Raw genomic sequence first — 24,879 nt, 5'->3', positions numbered from 1 at the left:
GCGTACCCGCGTACTAGTTCCAGGTACGCGCGCGCAGCGGCATCCCCGACGTTCCGCTCCGCGGGGTCTTCACCGCGAGGATCTGGTTGACGCCGATGCGGTTGCGCTCGAAGCTCAGCGCGGAGGCGGCCATGTAGAGGCGCCAGACGCGGGCCCGGCCGGGGCTGACCAGGCGCAGGGCATCGGCCCAGCGGGCCTCCAGGTTGCGGACCCACCGGCGCAGGGTGAGCGCGTAGTGCTCGCGGATCGCCTCGACGTCCCGCACCTCGAACCCGGCGCGTTCGAGGAGGGCCGTGGTGGTGCCGACCGGCGCCAGCTCCCCGTCGGGGAACACGTAGGCGTCGATGAACTCGTCGACCTCGTACGCCGACTCGTCCTCCTGGGGCCGCCGGGCGATCTGGTGGTTGAGGAGCCGCCCGCCGGGCTTGAGGAGGGCGTGGAGATCGTGCGCGTACTCCAGGTACCGCTCGGAGCCGACGTGCTCGGCCATGCCGATGGAGGAGATCGCGTCGTAGGGGCCGTCCCGTACGTCGCGGTAGTCCTGGACGCGGATCTCGACGCGGTCGGTGAGGCCCTCGTCGGCGACGCGCTTCCTGGCGTACGCGGCCTGTTCCTGGGAGAGGGTGACGCCGACGACGCTCACGCCGTGCTCGCGGGCGGCGTGGATGGCCATGGAGCCCCAGCCGCAGCCCACGTCGAGCAGGCGCATGCCGGGCTTGAGGGCGAGCTTGCGGGAGACCAGCGACAGCTTGTCGCGCTGGGCGGATTCGAGGGTGGCGTCGGGCGACTCCCAGTAGGCGCACGAGTAGACCATCGAGGGGCCGAGGACCAGCTCGTAGAAGTCGTTGCCGACGTCGTAGTGGTGGCTGATGGCCCGTTTGTCGCTGCCCTTGGTGTGCAGGTGGAGGCGGCCTCTGCGGCGCGTCTCCTCGGCGGGCGGCGCGGGTGGCGGATACGGTCCCGCGAGCTTCGCCAGCTCCCCGGCGGCGGAGCGCACCTCGGGGTCCCTGAGCGCCTGGAAGAGGCTTCTGCGCTCCCCCTCGGCGTCGGTCGGCCGCTCCCAGATCAGCTCGGCCATGACGTCGAGGGCGGCGTACAGATCGCCCTCGACGTCCAGGTCACCGGCGACCCAGGCGCGGGCCAGGCCCAGCTCGCCCGGCTTCCACAGCAGGCGGCGCAGGGCGCGTCGGTTCCGTACGACGAGCACGGGGGCGTCGGGGGGCCCCGCCTCCGAGCCGTCCCAGGCGCGCAGCCGCACCGGGAGTTCGGCACCGAGCAACCGCTCGGCGATGTTCTTCAGCCGCTGTGCGGCGTCCTGCATGGCGCACACCTCCGTGACAGGGGAAGGCCCGGAACGGTCCCACACCACGTAAACACCGAGAGGCCGCTTCCGCAGTCCCGTTGCCGCGTCACGGATCGGCAAAATGCTTGTATACACCACGTACCCGGTCGGGGTGGGCGCGGGAACGCCGAGAGGGGCCCCTCGCACCACGGATGGCGAGCGGCCCCTCTCGGGCGTGCACTGCTCGGGAACTACGCCGAGGTCAGGAGGCCTTCGCCTTCTCCTCGACCTTGCCCTCGGACTTCTCGGCCGCGGCGGGCTGGGGCGCCGGCGCCGGCTTGGCCGCCTCGTAGAACTCCTCGCGCGGGGTCTCCAGGGCACCGAGCGCGGTGATGTCGCGCTTCTGGAACATGTTGATCGTCCACTCGGCGATCACCCGGATCTTGCGGTTGTACGTCGGCATCGCCATGCCGTGGTAGCCACGGTGCATGTACCAGGCGAGACGGCCCTTGAGCTTGATCTTCATCTTGCCCATGACGATCATCGCGACGCCCTTGTGGAGGCCGAGACCGGCCACCGCACCCTTGTTGGCGTGCTCGTACTTGCGCTGCGGGAAGCCGCGCATGCCCGACACCACGTTGTCGCCGAGGACCTTGGCCTGGCGCATGGCGTGCTGGGCGTTGGGCGGGCACCAGGCGTTCGGGTTGCCGTTCTTGCGGCCGACGAGGTCCGGGACCTGGGCGTTGTCGCCCGCGGCCCAGATGTAGTCGGTGCCCTGGACCTGGAGCGTCTCGCTGGTGTCCACGTGGCCGCGCGGGCCGAGCGGCAGACCGAAGCGGGCGAGCGCCGGGTTCGGCTTGACGCCGGCGGTCCACACGACGGTGTTGGAGTCGGCCTCCAGGCCGTTGCTCAGCACGACGTGACCGTCCACGCAGGAGGGCATCGTCGTGGAGAGGTAGACCTCGATACCGCGGGACTCCAGGTGCTTGCGGCCGTAGACGCCCAGCTCGGGACCGACCTCGGGCAGCACCTTGTCGGCGGCGTCGACCAGGATGAAGCGCATGTCCTCGCGCTTCACGTTCTTGTAGAACTTGGCGGCGTCGCGCGCCATGTCCTCGACCTCACCGATCGTCTCGGCGCCCGCGAAGCCACCGCCGACGAAGACGAAGGTGAGCGCCTTGCGGCGGATCTCCTCGTCCGTCGTGGACTCGGCCTTGTCGAGCTGCTCGAGGACGTGGTTGCGCAGGCCGATGGCCTCCTCGACGCCCTTCATACCGATGCCGACCTCGGCGAGGCCCGGCGTCGGGAAGGTGCGCGAGACCGCGCCGAGCGCGATCACCAGGTAGTCGAAGGGCACCTCGTACGCCTCGCCGACGAGCGGGGCGACCGTGGCGACCTTGCGGTCCTGGTCGATGGTGGTGACGCGGCCGGTGAGAATCTCGGCTCCCGGCACAGCGCGTCGCAGCGGGACGACGACGTTGCGCGGCGAGATGCTGCCGGCGGCGGTCTCGGGGAGGAAGGGCTGGTACGTCATGTACGAGCGCGGGTCGACGACCGTGACGGTCGCTTCCGCGTAACGCATCTTCTTCAGGATGCGTCGCGCCGCGTACAGGCCTACGTACCCACCCCCGACAATGAGGATCCTGGGACGCTCCGTGGTGCTCATGCCATCGAGTATCCACCCGTCTGGAGGGGGGTGCTCGTGCGCCCCTTCACAAGGACGGGCGGTGCCTCTGCTACACTTCGCCGCCCACGTGACCCATGTCATGGTCCGCGAAGGGAACCACGGCCCGCCGCCACTCGTTGCTCACCCCTCCTGAGCAGCCACAGTGAGCCTTCGGACCCACTGGACCACCCCCGGACGCCATCTCCTCGCAACACACCGGAAACCCCGCGGACCCCTCCCGGCGCCCCCCGCGCGCGGCCCCGAACGGGCCCACGGCCGGGAAACCGCGCCCAACGGGGCCCATTTCCTTGTGAAGAACTTCACGAACTTTCCCGACGGGGTGTCGAAGGATCGCGTCGCACCCCCCGTTTCCGGTGCTCAGACGGGGCGCGACACGCTCAGGCGAGTTCGCTTGACCCCCTGGAAGCAAGCGAGGATCAGGCGAGGGACCAGGCGATGCCGTCGAGGATGTCGTGTTCGCTGACGACCACCTCGCGGGCGCCCGTCCGCTCCATGATCAGGCGCAGTACGAGGGCGCCGGAGGCGATGACGTCGACGCGGCCGGGGTGGATCACCGGGTGCAGGGCGCGCTGGTCGTGCGTGGAGGTCAGGAGCCAGTCGGTCAGCTCGGCGACCTTCTCGTACGGGATGCGGGCGTGGTGGATCGCGGCCGAGTCGTACGCGTCCAGGCCGAGCGCGAGCGCCGCGACCGTGGTGACCGAACCGGCCAGACCGACCAGGGTCCTGGCCTCGCCCAGCGGGACCAGCTCCGTCACCCGGTCGAGCGCCGCGACGATGTCCTCGCGGACCGCCTCGACCTGCTCGGGGGCGGGCGGGTCGGTGACCGTGCCGTCCGCCGCGACGAGGTGACGCTCCGTCATCCGTACGCAGCCGATGTCGACGGAGTGGGCGGCGCGCACCGCCTCGTCCCCGACCACGAACTCGGTCGACCCGCCGCCGATGTCCACGACCAGGTAGGGCTTGTCGAGGTCGGCCCGGCCGGTCAGCTCCTTGGTCGCGCCCGTGAAGGAGAACGCCGCCTCCTGGTCGCCGGTGATCACCTCGGGCTCGACGCCCAGGATGTCCAGGACGCCCCGGACGAAGTCGTCCCGGTTCGAGGCGTCGCGGGACGCGGACGTGGCCACGAAGCGGACGCGCTCCGCGCCGTGCTCCTTGATCACGGCGGCGTACTCGCGACAGGCCGCGAAGGTGCGCTCCAGCGCCTCGGGCGCGAGGCGCCCCGTCCGGTCGACGCCCTGGCCGAGCCGGACGATCGTCATGCGCCGGTCCAGGTCGCGCAGTTCACCGGTGTCCGGGTGCGCGTCGGCGACGAGGAGGCGGATGGAGTTCGTACCGCAGTCGATGGCCGCGACCCGGGTCACTCGGTCACCTCCGCGGAGACGCACGCGCCCTTCCGCCACCACTCCGGCAGCATCTCGATGGCCTCGTCGCCGAGCGGGTTGACCCCCGGGCCCGCCGCCAGCGAGTGCGCCACCAGGACGTGCAGGCACTTCACGCGGTCCGGCATGCCGCCCGCGCTGGGGAAGTTCTCCAGGACCTCGATGGCGTCGCGGCGCGCGATGTAGTCCTCGTGCGCGGCCCGGTACTGCCGCGCCAGCTCGGGGTCGCTCGCGAGCCGCTCGGTCATCTCCTTCATGACGCCGTTGGCCTCAAGGGTGCCGATGGCCGAGGCCGCGCGCGGGCACGTCAGGTAGTACGTCGTGGGGAACGGCGTGCCGTCCTCCAGGCGCGGGGCCGTCTCGACGACGTCCGGGTTGCCGCAGGGGCAGCGGTGCGCGATGGCCCGCAGGCCGCGCGGCGGGCGGCCGAGCTGCTCCTTGAACGCGTGGATGTCCGCGTCCGTGGGCGCGGTGGGCTCGGTCTGGGGCGGGGGCGTTTCCATGCCTGTCTTTCACTTCGGTGGGTGCGGAGCGTGGTGCGGGGATCAGTTCGCGCGGTCGGCCTTGTCGACGCCGTCCCAGACGTTCGAGTACCAGGGGCGGTCGGCCTCGCCCTGCTCGGTGCGGCCCGACTCGGTGGAGCGCGGGTCGGGCACCACGTACCCGGTCTCGCCGGGCATCACCATGTGCAGGCGCTCGCGGATCTGCTGCTCGGCGTAGGCGTCGTCCTGCCAGCGGGCCTTCTCGTCACGGAGCCGGTCGACCCGCTCCCTGGCCTTCTGCTGCTGGCGCTGGAGGTCCGCGATCTCGCCGCGCTGGGAGACGTACTGCCTTATCGGGTACGCGAGGGCGACCACGAGCGTGCAGACGACGAGGGCGAGCAGCGCCGCGCGGCCCGTGAGGCGGGAGCGGCGGGCCTGGCGCTTGTTCTGCGAGCGGTAGACGCGCTCCGCGGTCTGTTCGCCGAGCACGCGCAGGCGGGTGGCCGTGGAGAAGCGGGCCGAGTCGTCGCGGCCCCTGCTCCGGAGCTTTCCCGGCATCGCCTGTCGCCTCCCCGTTCCTGTCCCCGTCCGGCTTCCTACGTGCGTACGTCCCCGCACACGGTACGGGACCGAGTGCGGGGACGTACGGAACTACGCCTGCGGCGGGCGCCGGGTGCGGGTCAGCCCTTGAAGCGGGGGAACGCGCTGCGGCCGGCGTAGACCGCCGCGTCGTCCAGGATCTCCTCGATGCGCAGGAGCTGGTTGTACTTGGCGACGCGCTCGGAGCGGGCCGGGGCGCCGGTCTTGATCTGGCCGCAGTTGGTGGCGACGGCCAGGTCGGCGATGGTGACGTCCTCGGTCTCGCCGGAGCGGTGGGACATCATGCACTTGAAGCCGTTGCGCTGGGCCAGCTCGACGGCGTCCAGGGTCTCGGTCAGCGAGCCGATCTGGTTGACCTTGACGAGCAGGGCGTTGGCCGAGTTCTCCTCGATGCCGCGGGCGAGGCGCTCCGGGTTGGTGACGAAGAGGTCGTCGCCGACGAGCTGGACCTTGTCGCCGAGGCGCTCGGTGATGGTGTTCCAGCCGGCCCAGTCGTCCTCGTACAGCGGGTCCTCGATGGAGACGAGCGGGTACGCGGAGACGAGCTCCTCGTAGTACTCGGTCATCTCGGCGGCGGAGCGCTCCTTGCCCTCGAACTGGTACTTGCCGTCCTTGTAGAACTCGGAGGCGGCGACGTCGAGGGCGAGGGCGACCTGCTGGCCGGGGATGTAACCGGCCTCCTTGATCGCCTCGAGGATGAGGTCGAGGGCGGCGCGGTTCGACTCCAGGTTCGGGGCGAAGCCGCCCTCGTCGCCGAGGCCGGTGGACAGGCCCTTGGTCTTCAGCACCTTCTTGAGGGTGTGGTAGACCTCGGTGCCCCAGCGCAGGGCCTCGGAGAAGGACTCCGCGCCGATCGGGGCGATCATGAACTCCTGGATGTCGACGTTGGAGTCGGCGTGCGACCCACCGTTCAGGATGTTCATCATCGGGACGGGCAGCAGGTGCGCGTTCGGACCGCCGAGGTAGCGGAAGAGCGGCAGGTCGCTGGCCTCGGACGCGGCGTGCGCGACGGCGAGGGAGACGCCCAGGATCGCGTTGGCGCCGAGCGAGCCCTTGTTGTCGGTGGCGTCCAGGTCGAACATCGCCTGGTCGATGAGGCGCTGCTCGGTGGCGTCGTAGCCGACGAGCTCCGGGCCGATCTGCTCGATGACGGCGAGAACGGCCTTCTCGACGCCCTTGCCCTGGTAACGGTTGGGGTCACCGTCACGGAGTTCGATGGCCTCGAAGGCACCGGTGGAGGCACCGGACGGAACAGCAGCACGGCCGGTGCTGCCGTCGTCGAGGCCGACCTCGACCTCGACCGTGGGGTTGCCTCGGGAGTCCAGGATTTCCCGGGCTACGACGACGTCGATGGACGGCACGAGCATCTCCTTCTGGGATGTGACGCAGTGGTGCGGGCGGCTGCTTGGATAACTGATCCCGCACCCCTGAGCGTAACCGGCTCCGAGGCATCGGCCAGCCGACCGACCGTCTTGTGGACAACGCCGATAGCGAAATGTTTCCTAACGGAACAAAGACGGCGACCTCCGTCCCGGAAGCCGGGACGGAGGTCGCCGAAGTGAGCGGCCCTGGACCCGGCGTCCGCCGATGCCGGGTCCGTGACTACGAGGGGTTCTCTACTTGAGGTGGAGCTGCTGACCCGGGTAGATCAGGTCGGCGTCGGCGACGATGTCCTTGTTGAGCTCGAACACCTTCTGCCAGTTGGTGCCGTGCGCCTCGGCGATCTTGCTGAGCGTGTCGCCGGACTTCACCTTGTACTCGCCGTCACCCTTCTCGACCTTCTTGCCGGTCGGGGTGGTCACGGTCTCCTTCTTCGGCTGCGGCTGCGCCTGCTGGGGCTGCGCCTGCTGCTGCGGCTGCTGACGCTGCTGCGAGCGGGTCGTCGTGGAGGAGTCGGAGCGCTCCTGCTGCTGCGGCTGCGCCTGCTGCTGCGGGGACGAGTCGGCCGGAGCGGAGTTGCCGGTGGAGGCGCCGGACAGGCCCACACCGCAGCTCGGCCAGGCACCCTTGCCCTGCGAGGCGAGAACCTTCTCGGCGACCGATATCTGCTGCGCCTTGGACGCCTGGTCGGCGGAGGACGCGTAGGCGGTGCCGCCGTACGCGGCCCACGTGGAGGACGAGAACTGGAGGCCGCCGTAGTAGCCGTTGCCCGTGTTGATGGACCAGTTGCCACCGGACTCGCAGGCCGCGACCTGGTCCCACTCGGAGGTGGAGGCGGCGGAGGCGCCCGTGGCACCCATCAGCGGGACGGCGACGGCGGCACCGGCGACGCCGGCGAGCGTGGCGACGCGGACAGCCTTGGTCGGGCGGCGGTGCTTGCCCTTGCTGGAAAACAGCATGGAGAGATCCCCTCACCGACGCCTACGAGGTGAGCTGTCGGGTTCGGACCAGTGAGTGTCCGGCCGCGCAACCTAGTGCGCGGCTTAACCCCAAGCCGGCGGACCGGCACTTACCTTGGGTCCCCCGCTCCTGCCTACGGCGCTGACGCGTCGACTGTTCCCGTACGGACGTTGGCAGGATTCGGCGTGACGTCCGTCGGGGCCCGCTGTGGCGAGCGGTCACGACCGTAAGCAGTCGATCCGCCCGATTTCAAAGACGATCAGGGTCTTTGAGACTCATGTCTCACTCTCGCAAAAGCGGACATACGGGCCCCAACCAGCACTGAATTCCCGCTATTTCTCGGCCGGTTCGAGCCCGAGATCCAGACTCTGACCAGGCAGGATGAGGCCGGGGTCGGTGCCGACCGTCTTCTTGTTCAGGTCATAGAGCGCATCCCACCCGCCGCGGACGTCGTGAGCGTCCGCGATGTCCCACAGGTTGTCGCCGGAGCGGACCGTGTACGTCCCCCCGGCGCGGTCCGCCTCACGGGAGGCGTGACGCCCCTCACCCGCACGGGACGCGGACGTCTCGTCCGCCGCGCGGTCGCCCCGGTGACGGCCGCCCGTGAGGGAGTCGTCGGAGGCCGTGGGGGACGCGGAGGGGCCAGAGAGATCGGAGGGGTCGGCGCCGTCCGCCGGGTCCGAGGAGTCGGCGGAGTCGGAGCGGCCCGACTCGCCCGATCCGGCGTCCGCACCGCCCGCGACCTCGCCGGACGCTCCGCCGCCCGCCTTTTCCTCCGCCTTGTCGCCCGTAGCGCCGCTCCCCTTGTCGCCGGAGGACGCGCCCTCGGAGGCGTCAGATGACGGAGCGTCGGAAGCATCGGATGAATCCGCCGAACCAGAAGAACCGGAAGAACCAGAAGAACTGGCGGAGTCGGGCGTGTCGGAGGTGTCGGATGTGTCAGCGGTGTCCGTCGTGTCGGACCCGTCGTGATTCTTCTCTCCCGTGCCGACCGAGCCGGACGGCTTCGGGGAGGCGCTGACCCCCGGGTCGACATCGGCGGACTCGTCACCCTTGGTGAGGCCCGCCACGATCGAGCAACTCGGCCAGGCCGTGGGCCCCTTCGCGGCGAGGACCTTCTCGGCGACGGCTATCTGCTGCGAGCGGCTGGCCTCGTCCGCGCGCGGGGCGAAGTCGAGGCCGCCGTACCGTTCCCACATCTCCTGCGAGAACTGGAGTCCGCCGTAGTAGCCGTTGCCCGCGTCCAGGCTCCACTGGCCGCCGGACTCGCACTCGGCGAGCTTGTCCCAGGTGGCGGTGGAGGCGGCGTTCGCGCTGGTCGCGGCGAGCAGCGGGATCGCGATGGCGCTGCCGGTGACGCCGGCGGCGACGACGAGAGCAGGGGCCTGACGGGGGCGACGGTGTCGACCGTTCCCGGAGAGCATGCGGTTGCCTTTCGCGAGACTGATGCAGCACGCGACAGGGGTGGCGGAAGTGGTGCCGGTTGTGCCTGTGTCGCGATGACTGGTGAACGTAGCGGGACTCGAACGCTTGTCACAAGTCGATGCAGCGCAGATCACGTGAAAGTCACAGTCTTGACGGCGTGTCAGATCGCGGGGTGCCGGGCGAGCCGTGCCGCCGGGCCGGTGCCGACCACCGTCAGTGCGCCCCGTGCGGTTACGGTCGTCGGGTGAACGCCCCGAACACCGCACCCGAACTCTTCACTTGGGAGTTCGCGACCGACCCGTATCCGGCCTACGCCTGGCTCCGGGAGCACTCCCCCGTCCACTGGACGAAGCTCCCCAGCGGAGTCGAGGCGTGGCTCGTGACCCGGTACGCCGACGCGCGCCAGGCCCTCGCGGACGGCCGGTTGTCGAAGAACCCCGACCACCACGCCGAGGACGCCCAGGGCAAGAACAGGACCGGCATCCCCGGCGAGCGCAGCGCCAACCTGATGACGCATCTGCTGAACATCGACCCGCCGGACCACACCCGGCTGCGCCGGCTCGTCTCCAAGGCGTTCACCCCGCGCCGTATCGCTCAGTTCGCGCCACGGGTGCAGGAGTTGACCGACGGGCTCATCGACCGGTTCGCGGGCAGCGGCGAGGCCGACCTGATCCACGACTTCGCCTTCCCGCTCCCCATCTACGCGATCTGCGACCTGCTCGGCGTGCCGGCCGAGGACCAGGACGACTTCCGCGACTGGGCGGGCATGATGATCCGGCACGGCGGCGGGCCGCGCGGCGGTGTCGCGCGTTCCGTGAAGAAGATGCGCGGCTATCTGGCCGAGCTGATCCACCGCAAGCGCGACGACCTCAGCGACGACCTGATCTCGGGTCTCATCCGCGCCTCCGACCATGGCGAGCACCTCACGGAGAACGAGGCCGCCGCCATGTGTTTCGTGCTTCTGTTCGCCGGTTTCGAGACCACCATCAACCTCATCGGCAACGGCGTCCACACGCTCCTGCACCATCCCGCCCAGCGGGCCCTGCTCCAGCGTGCGATCGAACGCGGCGAGCACGAGCTCCTCGACACCGGCATCGAGGAACTGCTCCGCTTCGACGGCCCGGTCGAGCTCGCCACCTGGCGCTTCGCGACCGCGCCCCTCACCATCGGCGGGCAGCGCATCGCGCCGGGCGACCCCGTCCTCGTGGTCCTCGCGGCGGCGGACCGCGACCCCGCCCGCTTCAGCGAGCCCGACACCCTGGACCTGAGCCGCCGCGACAACCCGCACCTCGGCTACGGCCACGGCATCCACTACTGCCTCGGCGCCCCCCTGGCCCGGCTCGAAGGCCGCACCGCCCTGGAGACGCTGCTGCGGCGGCTGCCCGACCTCCGGCTCGCGGCCGACCCCGCCGACCTGCGGTGGCGCGGCGGGCTCATCATGCGCGGGCTGCGGAACCTGCCGGTGGAGTTCACACCCCGCTGACGCGGCGGGTCAGTCCGCCAGGCCCTCGGCGGAGCGGATCGCCGAGCGGTAGGCGCGGGCCGCCGCCCTGAGTTCGGCCTCGGGGTCCAGGCCCGCCGCCTCCGCGCGGAGCGCCAGCGCCAGGAGTTCGGGGCCGACGCCCTCGCCCGCCGGGGCGGGGACGTCGAGGCCCGCCGTCCGCACGCGCGAGCCGAGCTTCGCCGCGAGGGCCAGGCCGGGCTGGCCGACCGGGACCCCGTCCGTCACCGACGCCCGCTGCTTCTCCTGCGCCTTCGTGCGCAGCCAGTGTTCCTTGACCTCCTCGGGCGTGGTCGCGGTCTCCTCGCCGAAGACGTGGGGGTGGCGGTGGATCAGCTTGGTGACGATGCCGCCCGCCACGTCGTCGATCGAGAACGGCCCGTCGTCCTCGCCCGGCTCACCCAACTCATCCGGCTCCCCCGGCTCACCCGTCCCCCCGGGCTCACCGGGCGCCTCCTGCGCGATGCGGGCGTGGAAGACGACCTGGAGGAGTACGTCGCCCAGCTCCTCCCGCAGCTCGGCGCGGTCGCCCGTCTCGATCGCCTCCACCAGCTCGTACGCCTCCTCGATCGCGTACTTCGCCAGGTCCTCGTGGGTGCGCCCGGACGACCACGGGCACTCACGGCGGATACGGTCCATGACCTGGACGAGGTCGAGGAGGCGGGCGCCCGGCAGGTCGTAGGAGCCGGGAAGCAGTTCGAGGGACGGCATCTGGACGCGGCCCGAGCCCGCCAGCGACGCCAGGCCGTCGGTGAGGCGCCGGTCGCCCTCGGCCGTGGTCAGGACGACGACGGTGCGGTCGCCGTCCGCGCACCGGTCGACCAGGTCCCGGGCGGTGGGGAGCTCCGCCGCGAGGGTGACCTCGACGCCGGCGTCCTTCAGGTACGGGAGCTGCGGGTGCGCGGCGTCGGCGCACAGCACCTCGTCCGCGCCGCGCAGGACGTCCCACGCCTGCCAGGACAGCAGCCCCGGGGCGACGCGGTGGCTGGTGGTGAGCAGGACGATGCGGCCCGCGCCGCCGCTCGCCCCGCCGTCGGTGTCGCTGCTGGTGCCGTGCATCCCTGAAACGTTCACCACCCGAACGTAACCCAGGCCACCGACAGTCCCCGCGCCCGGCGGTGGCTCAGGGCCTCAGGCGCCCTGCGGGGTGTCCGCCGGCTGCCGGGTGACCTGCTTGAGCCAGGGCGTCCTGGCCTCCACCAGGCGGCTCGTGGGGGACACCTTCCAGGCGCCGTAGCGCGGGTTCAGATCGACGTCGAGTTCCTTGGACGCCTTGCCGAGCGCCTTCCAGAACACGGCCTGCCCCTCCTGGGTCTGCATGTCGGCGCCGAGCGCGGTCGCCAGTTTCTGCGCCTCGATCTCGGTGCGCAGGCTCTCGGTCAGCCGCTTGGGCGGGACGCTGTACTGCCCGAGCCAGGCGTTCTCCAACTGCTTCGCGCCGCCCGCCCGTTGCTCCAGGCCGGCCCGCATGTCCTGCATCTCCTTGCGGGTGACGGTGACGCCCGCGTCGGTGGCGGCGCGGTGCAGCACCCGGTCGAGGACCATCGTGTGCAGCGTGTTGCGGGTGAGGCCACCGGTCTTGGCGATGGCCTCCTGGTACTGGGCGCGGTCGGTGGTCGCGGCCTGTTGCGCGTCCCGCACCTCGTTGACCCGGGTCTCCAGTTGGGAGACCGTGATGCGCTGACCGCCGACGACGGCCGCGGCGCCGGGGTGCGCGTCGCTTCCGCAGGCGGTGAGGGCGGGAACCGCGGCGAGGGCGGTGGCGGACAGGACGAGCGCGGTACGGCGACGGCTGCTGGTGCGGCGGTGCAAGGTGAGCCTCCCTGCGGCGAGTTTGTGCGTCGGTGCACAAAGTCCGTGATCGATGGTAGGAGGTGGCCGCTGGCTCGGCCACCTATTCGACAACGATTCGCCGCGAGTTGAGGTACGAACGCCCGCGCTCAGCCGATGATCGCCACCGGGGCGTCCCACGCGTTGCGGTCCACGGTGATCGTGTAGGCGCCGCGCTTCTCCTTGCTGTTGACCATGTACTGGTGGGCGCGGCTGTGGTTCGTGTACAGCGACGCCGACCAGGGCCAGTCGGAGGTCGTCGTGTTGACCTTGTCCCACTTGGCGTACCAGAGGTTGCCCGGCAGGTCGGTGCGGTCCTTCGCGGTGGCGATCGCCGCGGCGCTGGAGCTGCTGAAACCGTAGTAGCCCGCGCGGTAGATCTTGCCGCGCAGGACCTTGTCGAAGGCGCGTACGTAGTCGAGCACGGCCTTGTTGCAGGACGCGTTCTTGATGTCGTACGGCTCCATGTCGAGGTAGAGCGCGCTGCCCGCCTTCATGCCGAGCGCGGCGGCCTTGGCGACGGCGTCCTTGCCGTCCGCCGTGCCGAGCGAGGCCGCGTTCGACGTGGTCATCTTCTCGTTCCTAGTGCCCGTCTGGCAGGGCGGCTGGGCGCCCACGTAGAGCGGGATCAGCTTCCAGCCCTGCGTACTGACCGTCTTCACCCAGGACTTGGTGAGGTTGGGCTGGGCGCAGCCGCGGTTCTTGCCGCCTATGTAGACGGCCGCCGCACCGTAGAAGCCGGTGCGCCATGCCTTCATCGCGGCGGCGGACGGCGCGGTGCAGGTGTCGAAGGCGCGGCCGGTGAACGTCTTCTGCGCGGGCCACGTCGTGGCCGCCGAGGCGCTGGTCGCGGCGAACGCGGCGCCCGCGACGACGACGGCGCCCGCGGTGCCCCACGCGATGTGACGGTTCCGCCTGGAGAGTCTGTGGCTCCCCTTGCCGCCCTTGCCGCCCTGCTCGGCGCTCCTCGATCCGGACATGAGATCCCCACCCCTGTGTGCTGTCGGTTGTGATCTTCGGCTAGGAAGATCTTCGGCTACGAAAGATAGCCGCTCGGCGCGGACCCGCTCAGCCCCGGACCTGTCCCAGCCACTGGAGCGTGCGGCGGACCTCCGCCGGGAACGGGTGGCCGGGCCCGTGCAGCCGCTCCGCGTCGTGCAGGAGGCGGATCAGGGTCTCGTGCGCGGCGCCCCGGTCACCGACGGCCAGCAGCAACTGGCCGATGCGGCGGCGCACGTCGAGGGCGAGGCGCAGGTCCGTGGTCGCGTACTGGTTCTCGTAGTACGGCAGCAGCGAGCGGTACTCGGCGAGCGCCGCGGCCGGTTCGCCGAGGGCTTCGAGGCACTGGGCGGCCTCGTAGCGGAACTGGAGCGACTGCGGGTCGGCGTGGCCCGCCTCGGCGGCGCGCTCGTCGGCGAGGCGGCGCAGCTCGGGCAGGGCGCGGCGGTACTGCCCGTCGTCCATGAGCGTGGCCGCGTACTGCTTGCGCAGGGTGCGGACGACGGGTGAGTGCTCGCCGTGCTGTTCGGCCGCGGCGGGCAGGATCGCGCCGAGGATGTCGACGGCCTGCGTGATGCGGCCCTCGCCGAGGAGGCGCTTGACCTCGTCGACGGCGCGGGCGACGTCGGGGCGCTCGCCCTGGACGTCGGATCCGTCGGGCTGCGGTGCGGGCGTGCGCGCCCGGTCCGGCCAGGGCGCGTGCGGGCGCAGGAACGGGCGGGTCGGGTCGAGCGGATGGCCGGTGGGCACCCCGCGCGCGGGCAGCAGCGGGAGCAGTTCCTCGTACGTCTGCTGGGCGGAGGCCGGCCGGTGCTGGGGGTCCTTGGCGAGCAGGCGCAGGACGAGGTTCTCCAGCGCCTCGGGGACCTCGGGGCGCAGGCGTCGCACCGGCATCGGGGGCTCGTACAGGTGGCGGTGGAGGATGCCGAGGGCGGTGGTGCCCGCGAACGGGACGTCGCCGCTGAGCAGTTCGAAGAGGAGCACGCCGAGGGCGTACAGGTCGGTGTAGGGGCCGACGGCGCCGCCCATGGCCTGCTCGGGCGCCATGTAGGCGGGGGTGCCGATGGGTGATCCGGTGTGGGTGAGGCGGGTGGTGTCGGTGTCCATGACGGAGGCGACACCGAGGTCGAGGACGGTGAGCGTGCCGTCCTTCTTGACCATGACGTTGCGGGGCTTGAGGTCCCGGTGGACGATCGGCACCGCGTGCACGGCGGAGAGCACGGCGCAGAGCTGCGCGGCGACCGAGACGGCCCAGGGCCATGGGTACGGGTCGTGCTCGGCGAGGTGGTCGGCGAGGTCGGAGCCGTCGATGTACTGCATGACGAGGTAGAGGAACGAGGAGGCGTCCTCGCCCTCGCTGCCCGCGTCGTGCACGGTGACCAGGCCGGGGTGGTCGACCTGCGCGGTGACGCGGCACTCGCGCAGGAAGCGGCGGCGCAGCTCGTCGGCCTCGGCGCCCGCGACCCGGTCGGGGCGCAGGAGTTTGACGGCGACGCGGCGGTCCAGGCGCTTGTCGTACGCCGTCCAGACCTGGCCCATGCCGCCCTGGCCGATGAGCGTGGACAGTTCGTAGCGTCCGGCGATGACCCGGCCGCCGCTCGCCGTCGGAGGAGGCGGGATGGTCACCGGCCGCCGTCCTCCCGCTTGCGCAGGTAGTCGCTCAGCTCGTCCAGCTCGGCGCGGACCTGGTCGATGCGGTGCGGCGGCTGCGGCGGGGTCTGGGGGCGCGGGGCCGTGGGCGGCGGGGCGGGCACGGGCGTGGGGGCCGCGGCCTGGGTGGGCATCGCGTGCATCGGCGGGGTGGGCGCCTGGGGCCGCGGCTGTCCGTACGGCTGCGTCTGCGGCTGGGGCTGGGGCTGGGGGTAGCCGTACGGCTGCTGCGCGCGCGGCATGCCGTACATGGCCGGGCCCGCGAGGGGCCGGTCGCGGTGGGCGTGGCGGATGTCGGCGACCAGGTAGTACGTGACGGAGACCACCATGTTGACGAGCATGAGGCCCATCCCCGTGTTCCCGTACCACGTGGTGAACTCCTCGCCGCCCGGGTCGCTGAACACGCCTGCCCAGCACACGAGTTGGACCGCGGCCACGGCTATGAAGACCCGCATGTCGACCTTGCGGCGGGTGGTCAGGGCGAGCCGCAGCATCGGCGCGAAACCGAGGAAGCCGACGGTCAGGACGGCGATGGCCACGAAGAGCACGCGCATACCGGCCTGCGCTCCGGACGAGGGGAGCCTGGGCGGGGGCGCGAAGCCGTGGCCGTGCATGACTGCTCCTGCTGGTGGGTGCCTGCGTGCGAAGTGCGTACTGCTCCGAGCGTATAGGTCGACGAGGACAACCGGCCCCGGGTTGTACGCACTCCGCTTCACTCCGGTTCGAGGACGCCGTCGGTGAGGCCGTCGTGGAGGCCCTGGACGAGTTGTTCGCCGAGCCGGCTCGCGAGGCGCAGCGCGTCCTCGAAGGCGGCGAGGGACCTGAACCGGGCGCCGTAGCGGGCCTGTTCGGCCAGGGGCAGGCGCGGCAACTGGAGGCGGCGCACGTCGAGCCGGGTCGCGGTGGACGCGTAGCTGCTGGCCTGCCGGTTGTTGGCGGTGCCGCGCAGGAACCCGGCGAGGAACCACGGGTCGAGCGCCGCCGGGTCCGGCCTGAGCAGGGCGAGGCCGCGGCCGAGGGCGGCGCCCGCGGTGGCCTCGTCGACGACGCGCGCGACGGCGCCGCCGCCGACGACGGGCACCACGACGTCCCCGCTCTCCAGGAGGAACGGATCGCCGTCGACGGCGGCGGCGCCGGGAGTCCCCGAGGGGGCGGTGCCGGTGAGCACGTCGTGGTCAGTGAGCACGGGCACGCGCGCGTGGCCGCCACTGCGGCCGGAGGCGGCGGCCGTGGTGACCGTGGCGGCCGTCGCGGCTGTCGCGGCCGTGTGCAGGGTGAGGGCGCCCGCGCGCGCGAGTTCGCCGATCGTGGTCTGCGGCCAGCGCGCGGGGGACGCGGCCCGGTCCGCGTCCTTCGGGGCGAGTCTCGTGGTCAGGCGCAGGGTGTCGGCCAGCCGCTCGCGCACGTCGGCCAGTTCCGCGGTGCCGCCGCCCGCGGTCGGTGGCGGCAGGCGGCGGGCGGGCGCGAGATCGACCTCGTCGTCGAGCAGTTCGATGACGGGCACGGACCGGGCGAGCCCGGGGCGCTCCGCCAGTGATCCGGTGCGGTCGAAGACCCGCCAGGCGTCGAGCACGGCCTCCTGCACGTCGGCCCAGGGCTGCTTCTCGCGTACGTCACCGGCGGCGGGCTGCGAGGTCGTGTCGACGAGCAGCAGCTCGGGCGCGGCCGGGAGGTGGGCGGTGGGCCTGCGCAGGACCCACAGATGCAGCGGGATGTTGTTCGGCGGGACGGCGCCCGCGGGCAGCGCGACGACCGCGCGCAGGGCGCCGCGGCGCAGCAGATCGGCGCGGATGCGGCGGCCCGAGCGGCGGGAAGCGACGGCGGGCGGCATCAGGAGCACCGCCGTCCCGCCGTCCTTGAGGCGGGCCAACGCGTGCTGCACCCAGGCCAGTTCGGATTCGGTGCGGGCCGGGAAGCCGTACTCCCAGCGCGGGTCGTAGGCCAGCTCGTCGTGGCCCCAGCCGCGCTCGTTGAACGGCGGGTGGGCGAGCACCACGTCGGCCCGTACGTCGCTGAGGGCGTCGTGGCGCAGGGTGTCGGCGGCGGCGGTGCGCAGGGTGGGGGCGGCCACTTCCCCGTCCTGTCCGTCGAGGGCCAGGCGCAGCGCGGTGAGCGCGGCGAGTTCGGCGCTGGCGTCCTGGCCGTAGAGGCGCTGTCCGGGGCGGGGGTCCAGGGCGCGGGCGGCGTGCAGGAGCGCGCCGGTGCCGCAGGCCGGGTCGAGGGCGGTGGCCGCCGGTCCGGCGAGGGCGGCCATCAGCTCGGCGGGGCCCGGCGGGGTCAGGGTGTACTGGCGCGGGTTGGCGTCGAGGTGGCGGCCGAGGAGGAAGGCGAAGGTGGAGCGGGCGCCCCGCTCGGCGGCGAGTTCGGCGGCGCCGCGCAGCAGGGGCACGGACGGCAGCAGGTCGGAGGCGGCCGGGGTGGGCAGGGCGCGTTCCGTGGCGTGTCCGAAGCGGGGGGTGAGGACGCCTTCGAGGGCGGCGGGCAGCAGGGCGGCCAGGGCGTGGTCGTCGTCCGTGCGTGCGAGGGCGAGCCATTCGGTGGGCCGGTCGTGCACGAGGAGCAGGGCGCTTCCGGTGTGCAGCAGGGCGGTGACCGGGCCCGCCGGGTGTCCCGCGAGCTGCTGCCACACGCGCTCGCGCAGGGGGACCTCGGCGAGCTTGCCCTGGGCGCGCAGCCAGTCCTCCACCTCGGCGAGCGCGAAGGAGGGGCTGGTGTCGGTGCCGCCGACGGGCTTGGGGAAGTCGGCGTGGCGGCGCCGCCAGTTGCTGACCGCGGCCCGGCCCACTCCGGCGAGCCGGGCGATACCGGCCGCCGTCACTTCTGTCGCGTTGTCCTGCACCGCGGCGTCTCCCCTCGTGGCGATGTGTGTACACCCGAGCCTATCGACTTCGACATAAGAACCCGGTTCACAGGCCCGCACCCATCAACGACCGTGAACACGGTTGACTCGGTTCACAGGCTGTGGTCTGCTTAACCCAGCCAACCGCCGGATACACGGAAAGCCGGGGGGAGGTTGGCGTCTCTCATCTCGGAGGAATCCATGTCCCAGACCCAGCAGCAGCCGCAGTACCCGCCGTTCCAGCAGCAGCCGCACCAGGCCGCGCGGAACGGGCTGGGCACGGCGGCGCTGATCCTCGGTGTCATCGGCGCGCTGTCCGGCCTCATCCCGTTCATGTTCTGGCTGGCCGGCATCCTCGGCGTGATCGCTCTGATCCTGGGCCTGACGGGCCGTGGCCGCGCCAAGCGCGGCGAGGCCACGAACAAGGGCGTGGCGCTGACCGGCGTGATCCTCGCGCTGGTCTCCCTCGGCCTCGCCGTCTTCGGCGCCTACACCACGTTCAAGGCCGTCGACGACGCGGTGGACGACATCAACAAGTCCATCTCCGACACGAAGGCCAAGGACACCAAGACGTCCGGCGACGCGAAGGACGCGGGCAAGGGCGGCGCGAACAAGGACGACAAGAAGCCCGCCGCCAAGGCCCTCGACGCGGGCGACTCCGTGATCTACGACGACGACCTGACGGTGTCGGTGTCGAACGCGGTGGCGTACAGCCCGAGCGAGTACGCGGCCGGTCACACCAAGGGCCACCACGCCTACAAGGTCACTGTCACGGTCACCAACGACAGCAAGGAGAAGTTCGACTCGTCCCTGCTCAGCACCGACGCCCGCGCCGGACAGGACGGGGTCGACGCCGAGCAGATCTTCGACGAGAAGGTGGGCACCGGTTTCGACGGCACGATCCTGCCGGGCAAGAAGGCCACGGTCGTCTACGCCTTCGACACCCCGGCCGCGGCCAAGAACCTGACCGTCGAGGTCACGCCCAGCTTCGAGTACGACGCCACGCAGTGGGACCTGAAGCTGTAACCGTCCCTGGCACTCCCGAGCACCGACGGATGCGGCCCGCGCTCACAGCGCGTGCCGCATCCACACATTCGGCTCGACGTAAACGGCGTGGTCGTGCTCCGGTTCGCAGCGCACCGGCACCAGGGCACCGGGCACCTCCACGGCGCCCGCGGTGTCGAAGGGGAGACCGGTCCACGCCCGCCACTGCGCGAGCGACCCGGACACGGCCATCGAGGCGGGGGCCACCTTGCCGATGACGGCCCCGGCGCGCGCGTGCACCCGCAGCCAGGGATCGCTCGGCAGACCGTCCGACTCCCGCACCCGGTACGCGTACTCGCTCATCGGCACGGCGGGCTCCACGTGCTTGGCGCTGGGCCGCACCGGCGCGACGACCTCGCGAAAGCCCCGGCCCCGCGCGTTCTCCCGCATCGCAGCGAGCATCCGCCCGGACAGGCCCCTGCCCTGCATCCCCGGCACGACGGTGATCTCGATGGCGCTGACGGTGTCCGGGGCGCGACCGCTCTCCCGGTCGGCGAACGCCCACTGGAGCACCTGGTCCCAGCCCCGGTCGGGCAACTCTCCGCGCCCCTCGGCGCGCAATGCGAACGGCACGCTGAAACCGCGGGCCACGACGGCCCCCTCGGCGTCGGTGGCGACCAGCACGTACTCGGGCAACTCGGCACGGACCCAGGGCATCAGCAGCAGGGCGACCGGGTCCTGCACGGCGAAGACCGGCCAGTTGTCCGGCATCGTCCACATCGCCGCGGCGAGTTCGGGACGCTCCGCGAGGGTGGTGACGGTCAGTTCGGGTTCTTGCCGCGCGTCCATACCGTCATCGTGCATGGAACCGTGGCGGCGCCGCAGTCGGATTTCCCCCGGTCGGCAGCTTCTGCCCCGGGCAGGTGCCCAGCACCTTCTTCATGGCGTCCCGCTCGGCGGCGGTCACCCACACCCCGTACTTCTTCTTCACCGCGACCTGCCCGGCGACGTACGTGCACCGGTACCCCTTGTTGGGCGGCAGCCAGGTGGCCGTGTCCCCGTCACCCTTGCTGCGGTTGGGCGTCGCGTCCACGGCGAGCAGGTTCAGCGGGTCGTTGGCGAAGGCGATGCGCTTGCTCGGCTCCCACCGGAAGGCGCCCTTCTGCCAGGCGTCGGACAAGGCGACGAGGTGATCGATGTCGACCTTGCTGCGCCCGCGCCTGAAGGTGATGTCCTTGCCGCCGTAGGGGTCGGGGGCGAGCGTGCCGGAGACGACCTTGCAGTCCCCGTCGGCGTAGCGGACGGAGGTCAGGTCGCGTTTCAGGATGTCGTCGCGGGTTCCGCAACTGTTCGAGTCCGTGTCCGCCCAGGCGGTGCCGAACCGTTCGCGCGCGTAGCCGGTCTTCGGGGCGCGGCCCTTGACCGTCAGCGTGTCGACCGCGGCGAGCGCGCTGCCCGCCTTGCCCTGGGGCTCCGGTCCCGGGTCGCCGCCCGCCCTGTCCGTCTCGGCCTTGCATCCGGTGACGGCCACCGCGGCCAACAGGACGACCGCCGCTTTCCGCCCAGCGCCTCGCACCACGGCACTCCCTCCCCTTCGGGTCGCTCACGACCTCCGTCACCGTACCGAAAGCATGATCACATCTGAGCCGATGCCCGGGGCAGACGATGCCGCCCCGGGCGCCGGAGCGCCACCCCGCGTCCCGTCCGGCTACGAGCCCAGGATCGTCGTCAGGAACTCACCGACCCACGACAGCAACTCCCGCCCGACCAAAGGCTTTCCGCCCACCTTCGCCGTCTTCGGGCGCGGTACGAGGATCTGGTGCGAGGCCGGCTTGATGACCGTGCCGGGGTGCAGCCGCTTGAGGCGCAGCTCCTGCGACTCCCTCAACTCCACCGGCGCGAACCGGATGTTGTTGCCCTGGAGGACGATCTCGCCGACGGAGCAGGCGCGGGCGAGCATCCGCAACCCCGCGACCAGTAGAAGGTTCTCGACCGGCTCCGGAAGCTTTCCGTAGCGGTCGGTCAGCTCCTCGCGGACCTGGCGGACGTCGTCCTCCGTGGTGGCGGAGGCGATGGCACGGTACGCCTGGAGGCGCAGGCGCTCGCCGGGCGCGTAGTCGTGCGGGACGTGCGCGTCGACCGGCAGCTCGATCTTGACCTCCAGGGGCGGCTCCTCCTCCACGCCGCCCTCGATGGAGGCCCGGTAGTCCGCGACGGCCTCGCCGACCATCCGTACGTAGAGGTCGAAGCCGACGCCCGCGATGTGCCCGGACTGTTCGCCGCCGAGGAGGTTGCCCGCGCCGCGGATCTCCAGGTCCTTCATCGCGACGTACATGCCGGCGCCCATCTCCGTGTGCTGGGCGATGGTCGCGAGGCGTTCGTGGGCCGTCTCCGTGAGCGGCTTCTCCGGCGGGTACAGGAAGTACGCGTAGCCGCGCTCCCGGCCACGCCCCACCCGGCCGCGCAACTGGTGGAGCTGGGAGAGCCCGAAGTTGTCGCCGCGCTCCACGATGAGCGTGTTGGCGTTGGAGATGTCGATGCCGGACTCGACGATCGTCGTCGAGACGAGGACGTCGAACTTCTTCTCCCAGAAGTCCACCACGACCTGTTCCAGGGCCTGTTCGGACATCTGGCCGTGGGCCGTCGCGATCCGGGCCTCGGGGACGATGGTGCGGAGCCTGGCCGCCGCCCGGTCGATGGACTCGACGCGGTTGTGGATGTAGAAGACCTGGCCCTCGCGCAGCAGCTCGCGGCGGACGGCCGCGCCGATCTGCTTCTCCTCGTACGGGCCGACGAAGGTGAGGACCGGGTGGCGCTCCTCGGGCGGCGTGGTGATCGTCGACATCTCGCGGATGCCGGTCACGGCCATTTCGAGCGTACGGGGGATGGGGGTCGCGGACATGGTCAGGACGTCGACGTTCGCGCGGAGCTTCTTCAACTGCTCCTTGTGCTCGACGCCGAAGCGCTGCTCCTCGTCGACGATGACCAGGCCCAGGTCCTTGAACTTGGTCTCGGAGGAGAACAGGCGGTGGGTGCCGATGACGATGTCGACGGAGCCGTCGCGCAGCCCTTCCAGGGTCGCCTTCGACTCGGTCTCGGTCTGGAAGCGGCTGAGCGCCTTCACGCTGACCGGGAACTGGGCGTAGCGCTCGGAGAACGTGCCGAAGTGCTGCTGCACGAGGAGCGTCGTGGGCACGAGGACCGCGACCTGCTTGCCGTCCTGGACCGCCTTGAACGCGGCGCGCACCGCGATCTCCGTCTTGCCGTAGCCGACGTCGCCGCAGATCAGACGGTCCATCGGGACCGTCTTCTCCATGTCCTCCTTGACCTCGGCGATCGTGGTGAGCTGGTCGGGGGTCTCCACGTACGGGAAGGCGTCCTCCAGCTCGCGCTGCCAGGGCGTGTCCGGGCCGAAGGCGTGGCCGGGGGCGGCCATGCGCGCGCTGTACAGCTTGATCAGGTCGGCGGCGATCTCCTTGACGGCCTTCTTGGCGCGCGCCTTGGTCTTGGTCCAGTCGGCGCCGCCGAGGCGGTGCAGGGTCGGGGACTCGCCACCGACGTACTTGGTGATCTGTTCGAGCTGGTCGGTGGGGATGTAGAGGCGGTCGCCGGGCTGGCCGCGCTTGGCGGGCGCGTACTCGACGACGAGGTACTCGCGGGTCGCGCCCTGGACGGTGCGCTGCACCATCTCGATGTAGCGGCCGACGCCGTGCTGCTCGTGCACGATGTAGTCGCCGGATTCCAGGGTGAGCGGGTCGATGGTCTTGCGGCGCCGCGCGGGCATCCGCTGGCCGTCCTTGCCGGCGGTCTTCTGGCCGGTCAGGTCGGTCTCGGTGAGGACGGCGAGTTTCAGCTCGGGGTGGACGAAGCCGACTTCGAGGCAGCCGCAGGAGACCTGCACGACGGACGGGGCGAGCTGGTCGAGGTCCTTGTCGAGGCGGGCGGCGATGCCCTCGCCGCCCAGCACCTCGACGGTGCGGGCCGCAGGGCCGTGCCCCTCGGTGACGTAGACCGTGCGCCAGCCGTCGGCGAGCCAGCCCTTGGTGTCGGCGAGGGCCTTCGCGGTGTCGCCGCGGTAGGTGTCGGGGGCGTGCATGCCCAGCTTGAGGGTGTCCGCGTCCAGGTCCAGATCGGCCGCGAACGGCGAGACCGACCACCACATCATGCCCAGCTCGCGCGCCCGCTCCCGGACGTCCGCGATGCCCCACAGGGAGGCCGCGCCCACGTCGATGGGGGCTTCGCCACCGGTCGCCGACGCCGCCCAGGACGCCTGGAGGAACTCCTGCGAGGTGGCGACGAGGTCGGCGGCGCGGGTGCGCACCCGCTCGGGGTCGCAGACCACCGCCATCGCGCCCTCGGGCAGCACGTCGAGCAGCAGCTCCATGTCGTCCACGAGGACGGGCGCGAGGGACTCCATGCCCTCGACGGCGATGCCCTCGGCGATCTTCCCGAGGAGTTCGCCCAGCTCCGGGTGGAGTTCGGCGAGGTCCGCCGCCCGCGCGCGTACGTCGTCGGTGAGCAGCAGCTCACGACAGGGCGGGGCCCACAGGCCGTGCTCGGCGATCTCCAGCGAGCGCTGGTCGGCGACCTTGAAGTAGCGGATCTCCTCGACGTCGTCGCCCCAGAACTCGACGCGCAGCGGGTGTTCCTCGGTCGGCGGGAAGACGTCGAGGATGCCGCCGCGCACCGCGAACTCGCCGCGCTTCTCGACCAGTTCGACGCGCGCGTACGCGGCGGCGGCCAGCGCCTCGACGGTCTCGTTCAGGTCGGCGCTCTGTCCGCTGCGCAGGGCGACGGGCTCCAGGTCGCCGAGCCCCTTGACCTGGGGCTGGAGGACGGAGCGGACGGGCGCGACGACGACCGAGACCGGGCCGGTCTCGGGGTCGTCGGCGCGCGGGTGCGCGAGGCGGCGCAGCACGGCGAGGCGGCGGCCCACGGTGTCGGAGCGCGGGGAGAGGCGTTCGTGCGGCAGCGTCTCCCAGGACGGGAACTCCGCGACCTCGTCCTCGGGGAGCAGCGAGCGCAGGGCGGCGGCCAGGTCCTCGGCCTCGCGTCCGGTGGCGGTGACCGCGAGGACGGTCCGCTTCGTCTCGCGGGCGAGGGCGGCCACGGCGAAGGGGCGGGACGCGGGCGGGCCCACGAGGTCGATGTGCATCCGGTTGCCGTCGCCGGCGGCCTTCACCGCTTCGGTGAGGGCCGCGTCCTTGACGACGGCGTCGAGCAGTCCGTACAGGCTCATGGGTGGGGCTTGGCCTTTCCCGTCCAGGGGTGGGCAACGCGAGATACCCGACACGTCGAACGGGCCGGGGGTTCCAGGGTACGTCGCCGGGGTGACGGTCGCCCGATCGAGGGACCGCACCGAAGGCGCAGGAAGAGAGCGCATCATAGTGACGGATCACGGACAGCCCGCGACGGTTTTCGTCAACCCCAACGAGCTGGCGGAGCTGGAGGAACGGGTACTGGAGCTGGAGGAACAGCTGGCCGCGGCCCAGTACCGCGCCGAGAAGGCCGCAGGGACGTTCGTCGGTGTACCGCACGAAGAGGTCGGCAAGCTGCTCGGCCTGGAGCGTGCGTGAGCTACCAGGTCGTCTGGCACGAGTGAGCGACCAACACCGCCGTCCGTTTCCTCAAGGACGACCCGCCCCGACGGCCTGCGGCAGGTCTACGTCGCCGCCGACATGCTCGCCGACGACCCACGCCCGCTCGGTACGACCGCATACGGGTCCCCGGAGCTGCGGCGTATGCACGTCGGCCGGTACCGCCTCCTGTACGAGATCGATGACGGCACCATCACCGTCGTCGTCCTGGCCGTCGGACGCATCTCATGACCAATGCTGAGGGGCCCCGCCTGCGCGGGGCCCCTCAGCGTTTCCCACCAGAC

General features: G+C 71.5%; 21 protein-coding genes and 1 riboswitch. Of the genes, 4 read left to right on the top strand and 17 right to left on the bottom strand.

What is annotated here, in order from left to right; translation table 11 throughout:
• Positions 1-13 precede the first annotated feature (13 nt).
• The 8 genes from ACIRF8_RS28445 to ACIRF8_RS28410 form a co-directional block, all read right to left on the bottom strand.
• Positions 14-1,321, bottom strand: a complete 1,308-nt coding sequence (locus ACIRF8_RS28445) for a class I SAM-dependent methyltransferase (RefSeq protein WP_404219184.1) — start codon at positions 1,319-1,321, stop codon at positions 14-16.
• A gap of 223 nt (positions 1,322-1,544) precedes the next feature.
• A complete protein-coding gene (locus ACIRF8_RS28440; RefSeq protein ID WP_404219182.1) occupies positions 1,545-2,948 on the bottom strand; it encodes an NAD(P)/FAD-dependent oxidoreductase in 1,404 nt (467 codons plus the stop codon).
• Positions 2,949-3,385: 437 nt separating this feature from the next.
• Positions 3,386-4,330: an exopolyphosphatase gene (locus ACIRF8_RS28435; protein WP_404219180.1), complete on the bottom strand. Its 945-nt coding sequence runs from the start codon at positions 4,328-4,330 to the stop codon at positions 3,386-3,388.
• Complete coding sequence (locus ACIRF8_RS28430; RefSeq protein WP_404219178.1) at positions 4,327-4,851, bottom strand: DUF501 domain-containing protein; 525 nt, start codon at positions 4,849-4,851, stop codon at positions 4,327-4,329. The genes ACIRF8_RS28435 and ACIRF8_RS28430 overlap by 4 nt, the downstream gene beginning before the upstream one ends.
• 42 nt (positions 4,852-4,893) lie before the next feature.
• On the bottom strand, positions 4,894-5,388 hold the full coding sequence (locus ACIRF8_RS28425) for a septum formation initiator family protein (RefSeq protein WP_404219176.1): 495 nt from the start codon (positions 5,386-5,388) through the stop codon (positions 4,894-4,896).
• Positions 5,389-5,510: 122 nt separating this feature from the next.
• The gene (eno, locus tag ACIRF8_RS28420) at positions 5,511-6,791 is read right to left on the bottom strand and encodes a phosphopyruvate hydratase (protein ID WP_324772650.1); all 1,281 of its coding nucleotides are present in this window, start codon (positions 6,789-6,791) and stop codon (positions 5,511-5,513) included.
• Between the two features lie 255 nt (positions 6,792-7,046).
• Complete coding sequence (locus tag ACIRF8_RS28415) at positions 7,047-7,769, bottom strand: transglycosylase family protein (RefSeq protein WP_404219173.1); 723 nt, start codon at positions 7,767-7,769, stop codon at positions 7,047-7,049.
• Between the two features lie 4 nt (positions 7,770-7,773).
• Positions 7,774-7,966, bottom strand: a riboswitch (cyclic di-AMP (ydaO/yuaA leader).
• A 136-nt stretch (positions 7,967-8,102) separates the two neighbouring features.
• Entirely contained in the window at positions 8,103-9,194 is a 1,092-nt protein-coding gene (locus ACIRF8_RS28410; protein ID WP_404219171.1) for a transglycosylase family protein, read from the bottom strand.
• 245 nt (positions 9,195-9,439) lie between these two features.
• Between ACIRF8_RS28410 and ACIRF8_RS28405 the strand changes: the two genes are divergently transcribed.
• Positions 9,440-10,678, top strand: a complete 1,239-nt coding sequence (locus tag ACIRF8_RS28405; protein WP_404219169.1) for a cytochrome P450 — start codon at positions 9,440-9,442, stop codon at positions 10,676-10,678.
• A gap of 9 nt (positions 10,679-10,687) precedes the next feature.
• Here ACIRF8_RS28405 and ACIRF8_RS28400 read toward each other — a convergent pair whose 3' ends face one another.
• From ACIRF8_RS28400 to ACIRF8_RS28375, 6 genes are all read right to left on the bottom strand, one after another.
• The gene (locus ACIRF8_RS28400; RefSeq protein WP_404219371.1) at positions 10,688-11,755 is read right to left on the bottom strand and encodes a MazG family protein; all 1,068 of its coding nucleotides are present in this window, start codon (positions 11,753-11,755) and stop codon (positions 10,688-10,690) included.
• Between the two features lie 72 nt (positions 11,756-11,827).
• The gene (locus ACIRF8_RS28395) at positions 11,828-12,508 is read right to left on the bottom strand and encodes a SurA N-terminal domain-containing protein (RefSeq protein WP_404219167.1); all 681 of its coding nucleotides are present in this window, start codon (positions 12,506-12,508) and stop codon (positions 11,828-11,830) included.
• Between the two features lie 128 nt (positions 12,509-12,636).
• On the bottom strand, positions 12,637-13,506 hold the full coding sequence (locus tag ACIRF8_RS28390) for a glycoside hydrolase domain-containing protein (RefSeq protein WP_404219165.1): 870 nt from the start codon (positions 13,504-13,506) through the stop codon (positions 12,637-12,639).
• Between the two features lie 88 nt (positions 13,507-13,594).
• On the bottom strand, positions 13,595-15,091 hold the full coding sequence (locus ACIRF8_RS28385) for a protein kinase (RefSeq protein WP_404219369.1): 1,497 nt from the start codon (positions 15,089-15,091) through the stop codon (positions 13,595-13,597).
• A 56-nt stretch (positions 15,092-15,147) separates the two neighbouring features.
• Positions 15,148-15,789 carry a hypothetical protein gene (locus tag ACIRF8_RS28380; protein WP_404219163.1) on the bottom strand — a complete coding sequence of 214 codons (642 nt, stop codon included), beginning with the start codon at positions 15,787-15,789 and terminating at the stop codon, positions 15,148-15,150.
• 98 nt (positions 15,790-15,887) lie between these two features.
• A complete protein-coding gene (locus ACIRF8_RS28375; RefSeq protein ID WP_404219161.1) occupies positions 15,888-18,014 on the bottom strand; it encodes an N-6 DNA methylase in 2,127 nt (708 codons plus the stop codon).
• Between the two features lie 201 nt (positions 18,015-18,215).
• Between ACIRF8_RS28375 and ACIRF8_RS28370 the strand changes: the two genes are divergently transcribed.
• Positions 18,216-19,040, top strand: a complete 825-nt coding sequence (locus ACIRF8_RS28370) for a DUF4190 domain-containing protein (protein ID WP_404219159.1) — start codon at positions 18,216-18,218, stop codon at positions 19,038-19,040.
• A gap of 42 nt (positions 19,041-19,082) precedes the next feature.
• Here the strand turns inward: ACIRF8_RS28370 and ACIRF8_RS28365 are convergent, their stop codons facing one another.
• The 3 genes from ACIRF8_RS28365 to mfd all read right to left on the bottom strand — a co-directional run bounded on the left by ACIRF8_RS28365 (position 19,083) and on the right by mfd (position 24,237).
• Positions 19,083-19,847 (bottom strand): N-acetyltransferase, encoded by a 765-nt coding sequence (locus ACIRF8_RS28365; RefSeq protein WP_404219157.1) that lies wholly within the window; start codon positions 19,845-19,847, stop codon positions 19,083-19,085.
• A gap of 4 nt (positions 19,848-19,851) precedes the next feature.
• A complete protein-coding gene (locus ACIRF8_RS28360) occupies positions 19,852-20,577 on the bottom strand; it encodes an HNH endonuclease family protein (protein ID WP_404219155.1) in 726 nt (241 codons plus the stop codon).
• Positions 20,578-20,706: 129 nt separating this feature from the next.
• Positions 20,707-24,237 (bottom strand): transcription-repair coupling factor, encoded by a 3,531-nt coding sequence (gene mfd, locus ACIRF8_RS28355; RefSeq protein WP_404219153.1) that lies wholly within the window; start codon positions 24,235-24,237, stop codon positions 20,707-20,709.
• A 148-nt stretch (positions 24,238-24,385) separates the two neighbouring features.
• Here mfd and ACIRF8_RS28350 point away from each other — a divergent pair, with 148 nt between their 5' ends.
• Both ACIRF8_RS28350 and ACIRF8_RS28345 read left to right on the top strand, forming a co-directional pair.
• Positions 24,386-24,574: a type II toxin-antitoxin system prevent-host-death family antitoxin gene (locus ACIRF8_RS28350; RefSeq protein WP_404219151.1), complete on the top strand. Its 189-nt coding sequence runs from the start codon at positions 24,386-24,388 to the stop codon at positions 24,572-24,574.
• A 102-nt stretch (positions 24,575-24,676) separates the two neighbouring features.
• The gene (locus ACIRF8_RS28345; protein WP_404219149.1) at positions 24,677-24,826 is read left to right on the top strand and encodes a type II toxin-antitoxin system RelE/ParE family toxin; all 150 of its coding nucleotides are present in this window, start codon (positions 24,677-24,679) and stop codon (positions 24,824-24,826) included.
• The last annotated feature ends 53 nt before the right edge of the window (positions 24,827-24,879 follow it).

Origin of the sequence: Streptomyces sp. NPDC102406 (assembly GCF_044765725.1) — a bacterium.
In the GTDB taxonomy this organism is placed as follows: Bacteria; Actinomycetota; Actinomycetes; order Streptomycetales; family Streptomycetaceae; genus Streptomyces.
Note: the sequence above shows the minus strand (reverse complement) of the source record. Positions and strands in the feature narration are given on the sequence as shown.

What these genes read in the sequence shown, in the direction of transcription:
- ACIRF8_RS28445 (WP_404219184.1), bottom strand. Translation starts at nt 1,321, where the DNA reads ATGCAGGACGCCGCACAGCGGCTGAAGAACATCGCCGAGCGGTTGCTC.
- ACIRF8_RS28440 (WP_404219182.1), bottom strand. Translation starts at nt 2,948, where the DNA reads ATGAGCACCACGGAGCGTCCCAGGATCCTCATTGTCGGGGGTGGGTAC.
- ACIRF8_RS28430 (WP_404219178.1), bottom strand. Translation starts at nt 4,851, where the DNA reads ATGGAAACGCCCCCGCCCCAGACCGAGCCCACCGCGCCCACGGACGCG.
- ACIRF8_RS28425 (WP_404219176.1), bottom strand. Translation starts at nt 5,388, where the DNA reads ATGCCGGGAAAGCTCCGGAGCAGGGGCCGCGACGACTCGGCCCGCTTC.
- ACIRF8_RS28415 (WP_404219173.1), bottom strand. Translation starts at nt 7,769, where the DNA reads ATGCTGTTTTCCAGCAAGGGCAAGCACCGCCGCCCGACCAAGGCTGTC.
- ACIRF8_RS28410 (WP_404219171.1), bottom strand. Translation starts at nt 9,194, where the DNA reads ATGCTCTCCGGGAACGGTCGACACCGTCGCCCCCGTCAGGCCCCTGCT.
- ACIRF8_RS28400 (WP_404219371.1), bottom strand. Translation starts at nt 11,755, where the DNA reads ATGCACGGCACCAGCAGCGACACCGACGGCGGGGCGAGCGGCGGCGCG.
- ACIRF8_RS28390 (WP_404219165.1), bottom strand. Translation starts at nt 13,506, where the DNA reads ATGTCCGGATCGAGGAGCGCCGAGCAGGGCGGCAAGGGCGGCAAGGGG.
- ACIRF8_RS28380 (WP_404219163.1), bottom strand. Translation starts at nt 15,789, where the DNA reads ATGCACGGCCACGGCTTCGCGCCCCCGCCCAGGCTCCCCTCGTCCGGA.
- ACIRF8_RS28370 (WP_404219159.1), top strand. Translation starts at nt 18,216, where the DNA reads ATGTCCCAGACCCAGCAGCAGCCGCAGTACCCGCCGTTCCAGCAGCAG.
- ACIRF8_RS28365 (WP_404219157.1), bottom strand. Translation starts at nt 19,847, where the DNA reads ATGGACGCGCGGCAAGAACCCGAACTGACCGTCACCACCCTCGCGGAG.
- mfd (WP_404219153.1), bottom strand. Translation starts at nt 24,237, where the DNA reads ATGAGCCTGTACGGACTGCTCGACGCCGTCGTCAAGGACGCGGCCCTC.
- ACIRF8_RS28345 (WP_404219149.1), top strand. Translation starts at nt 24,677, where the DNA reads ATGCTCGCCGACGACCCACGCCCGCTCGGTACGACCGCATACGGGTCC.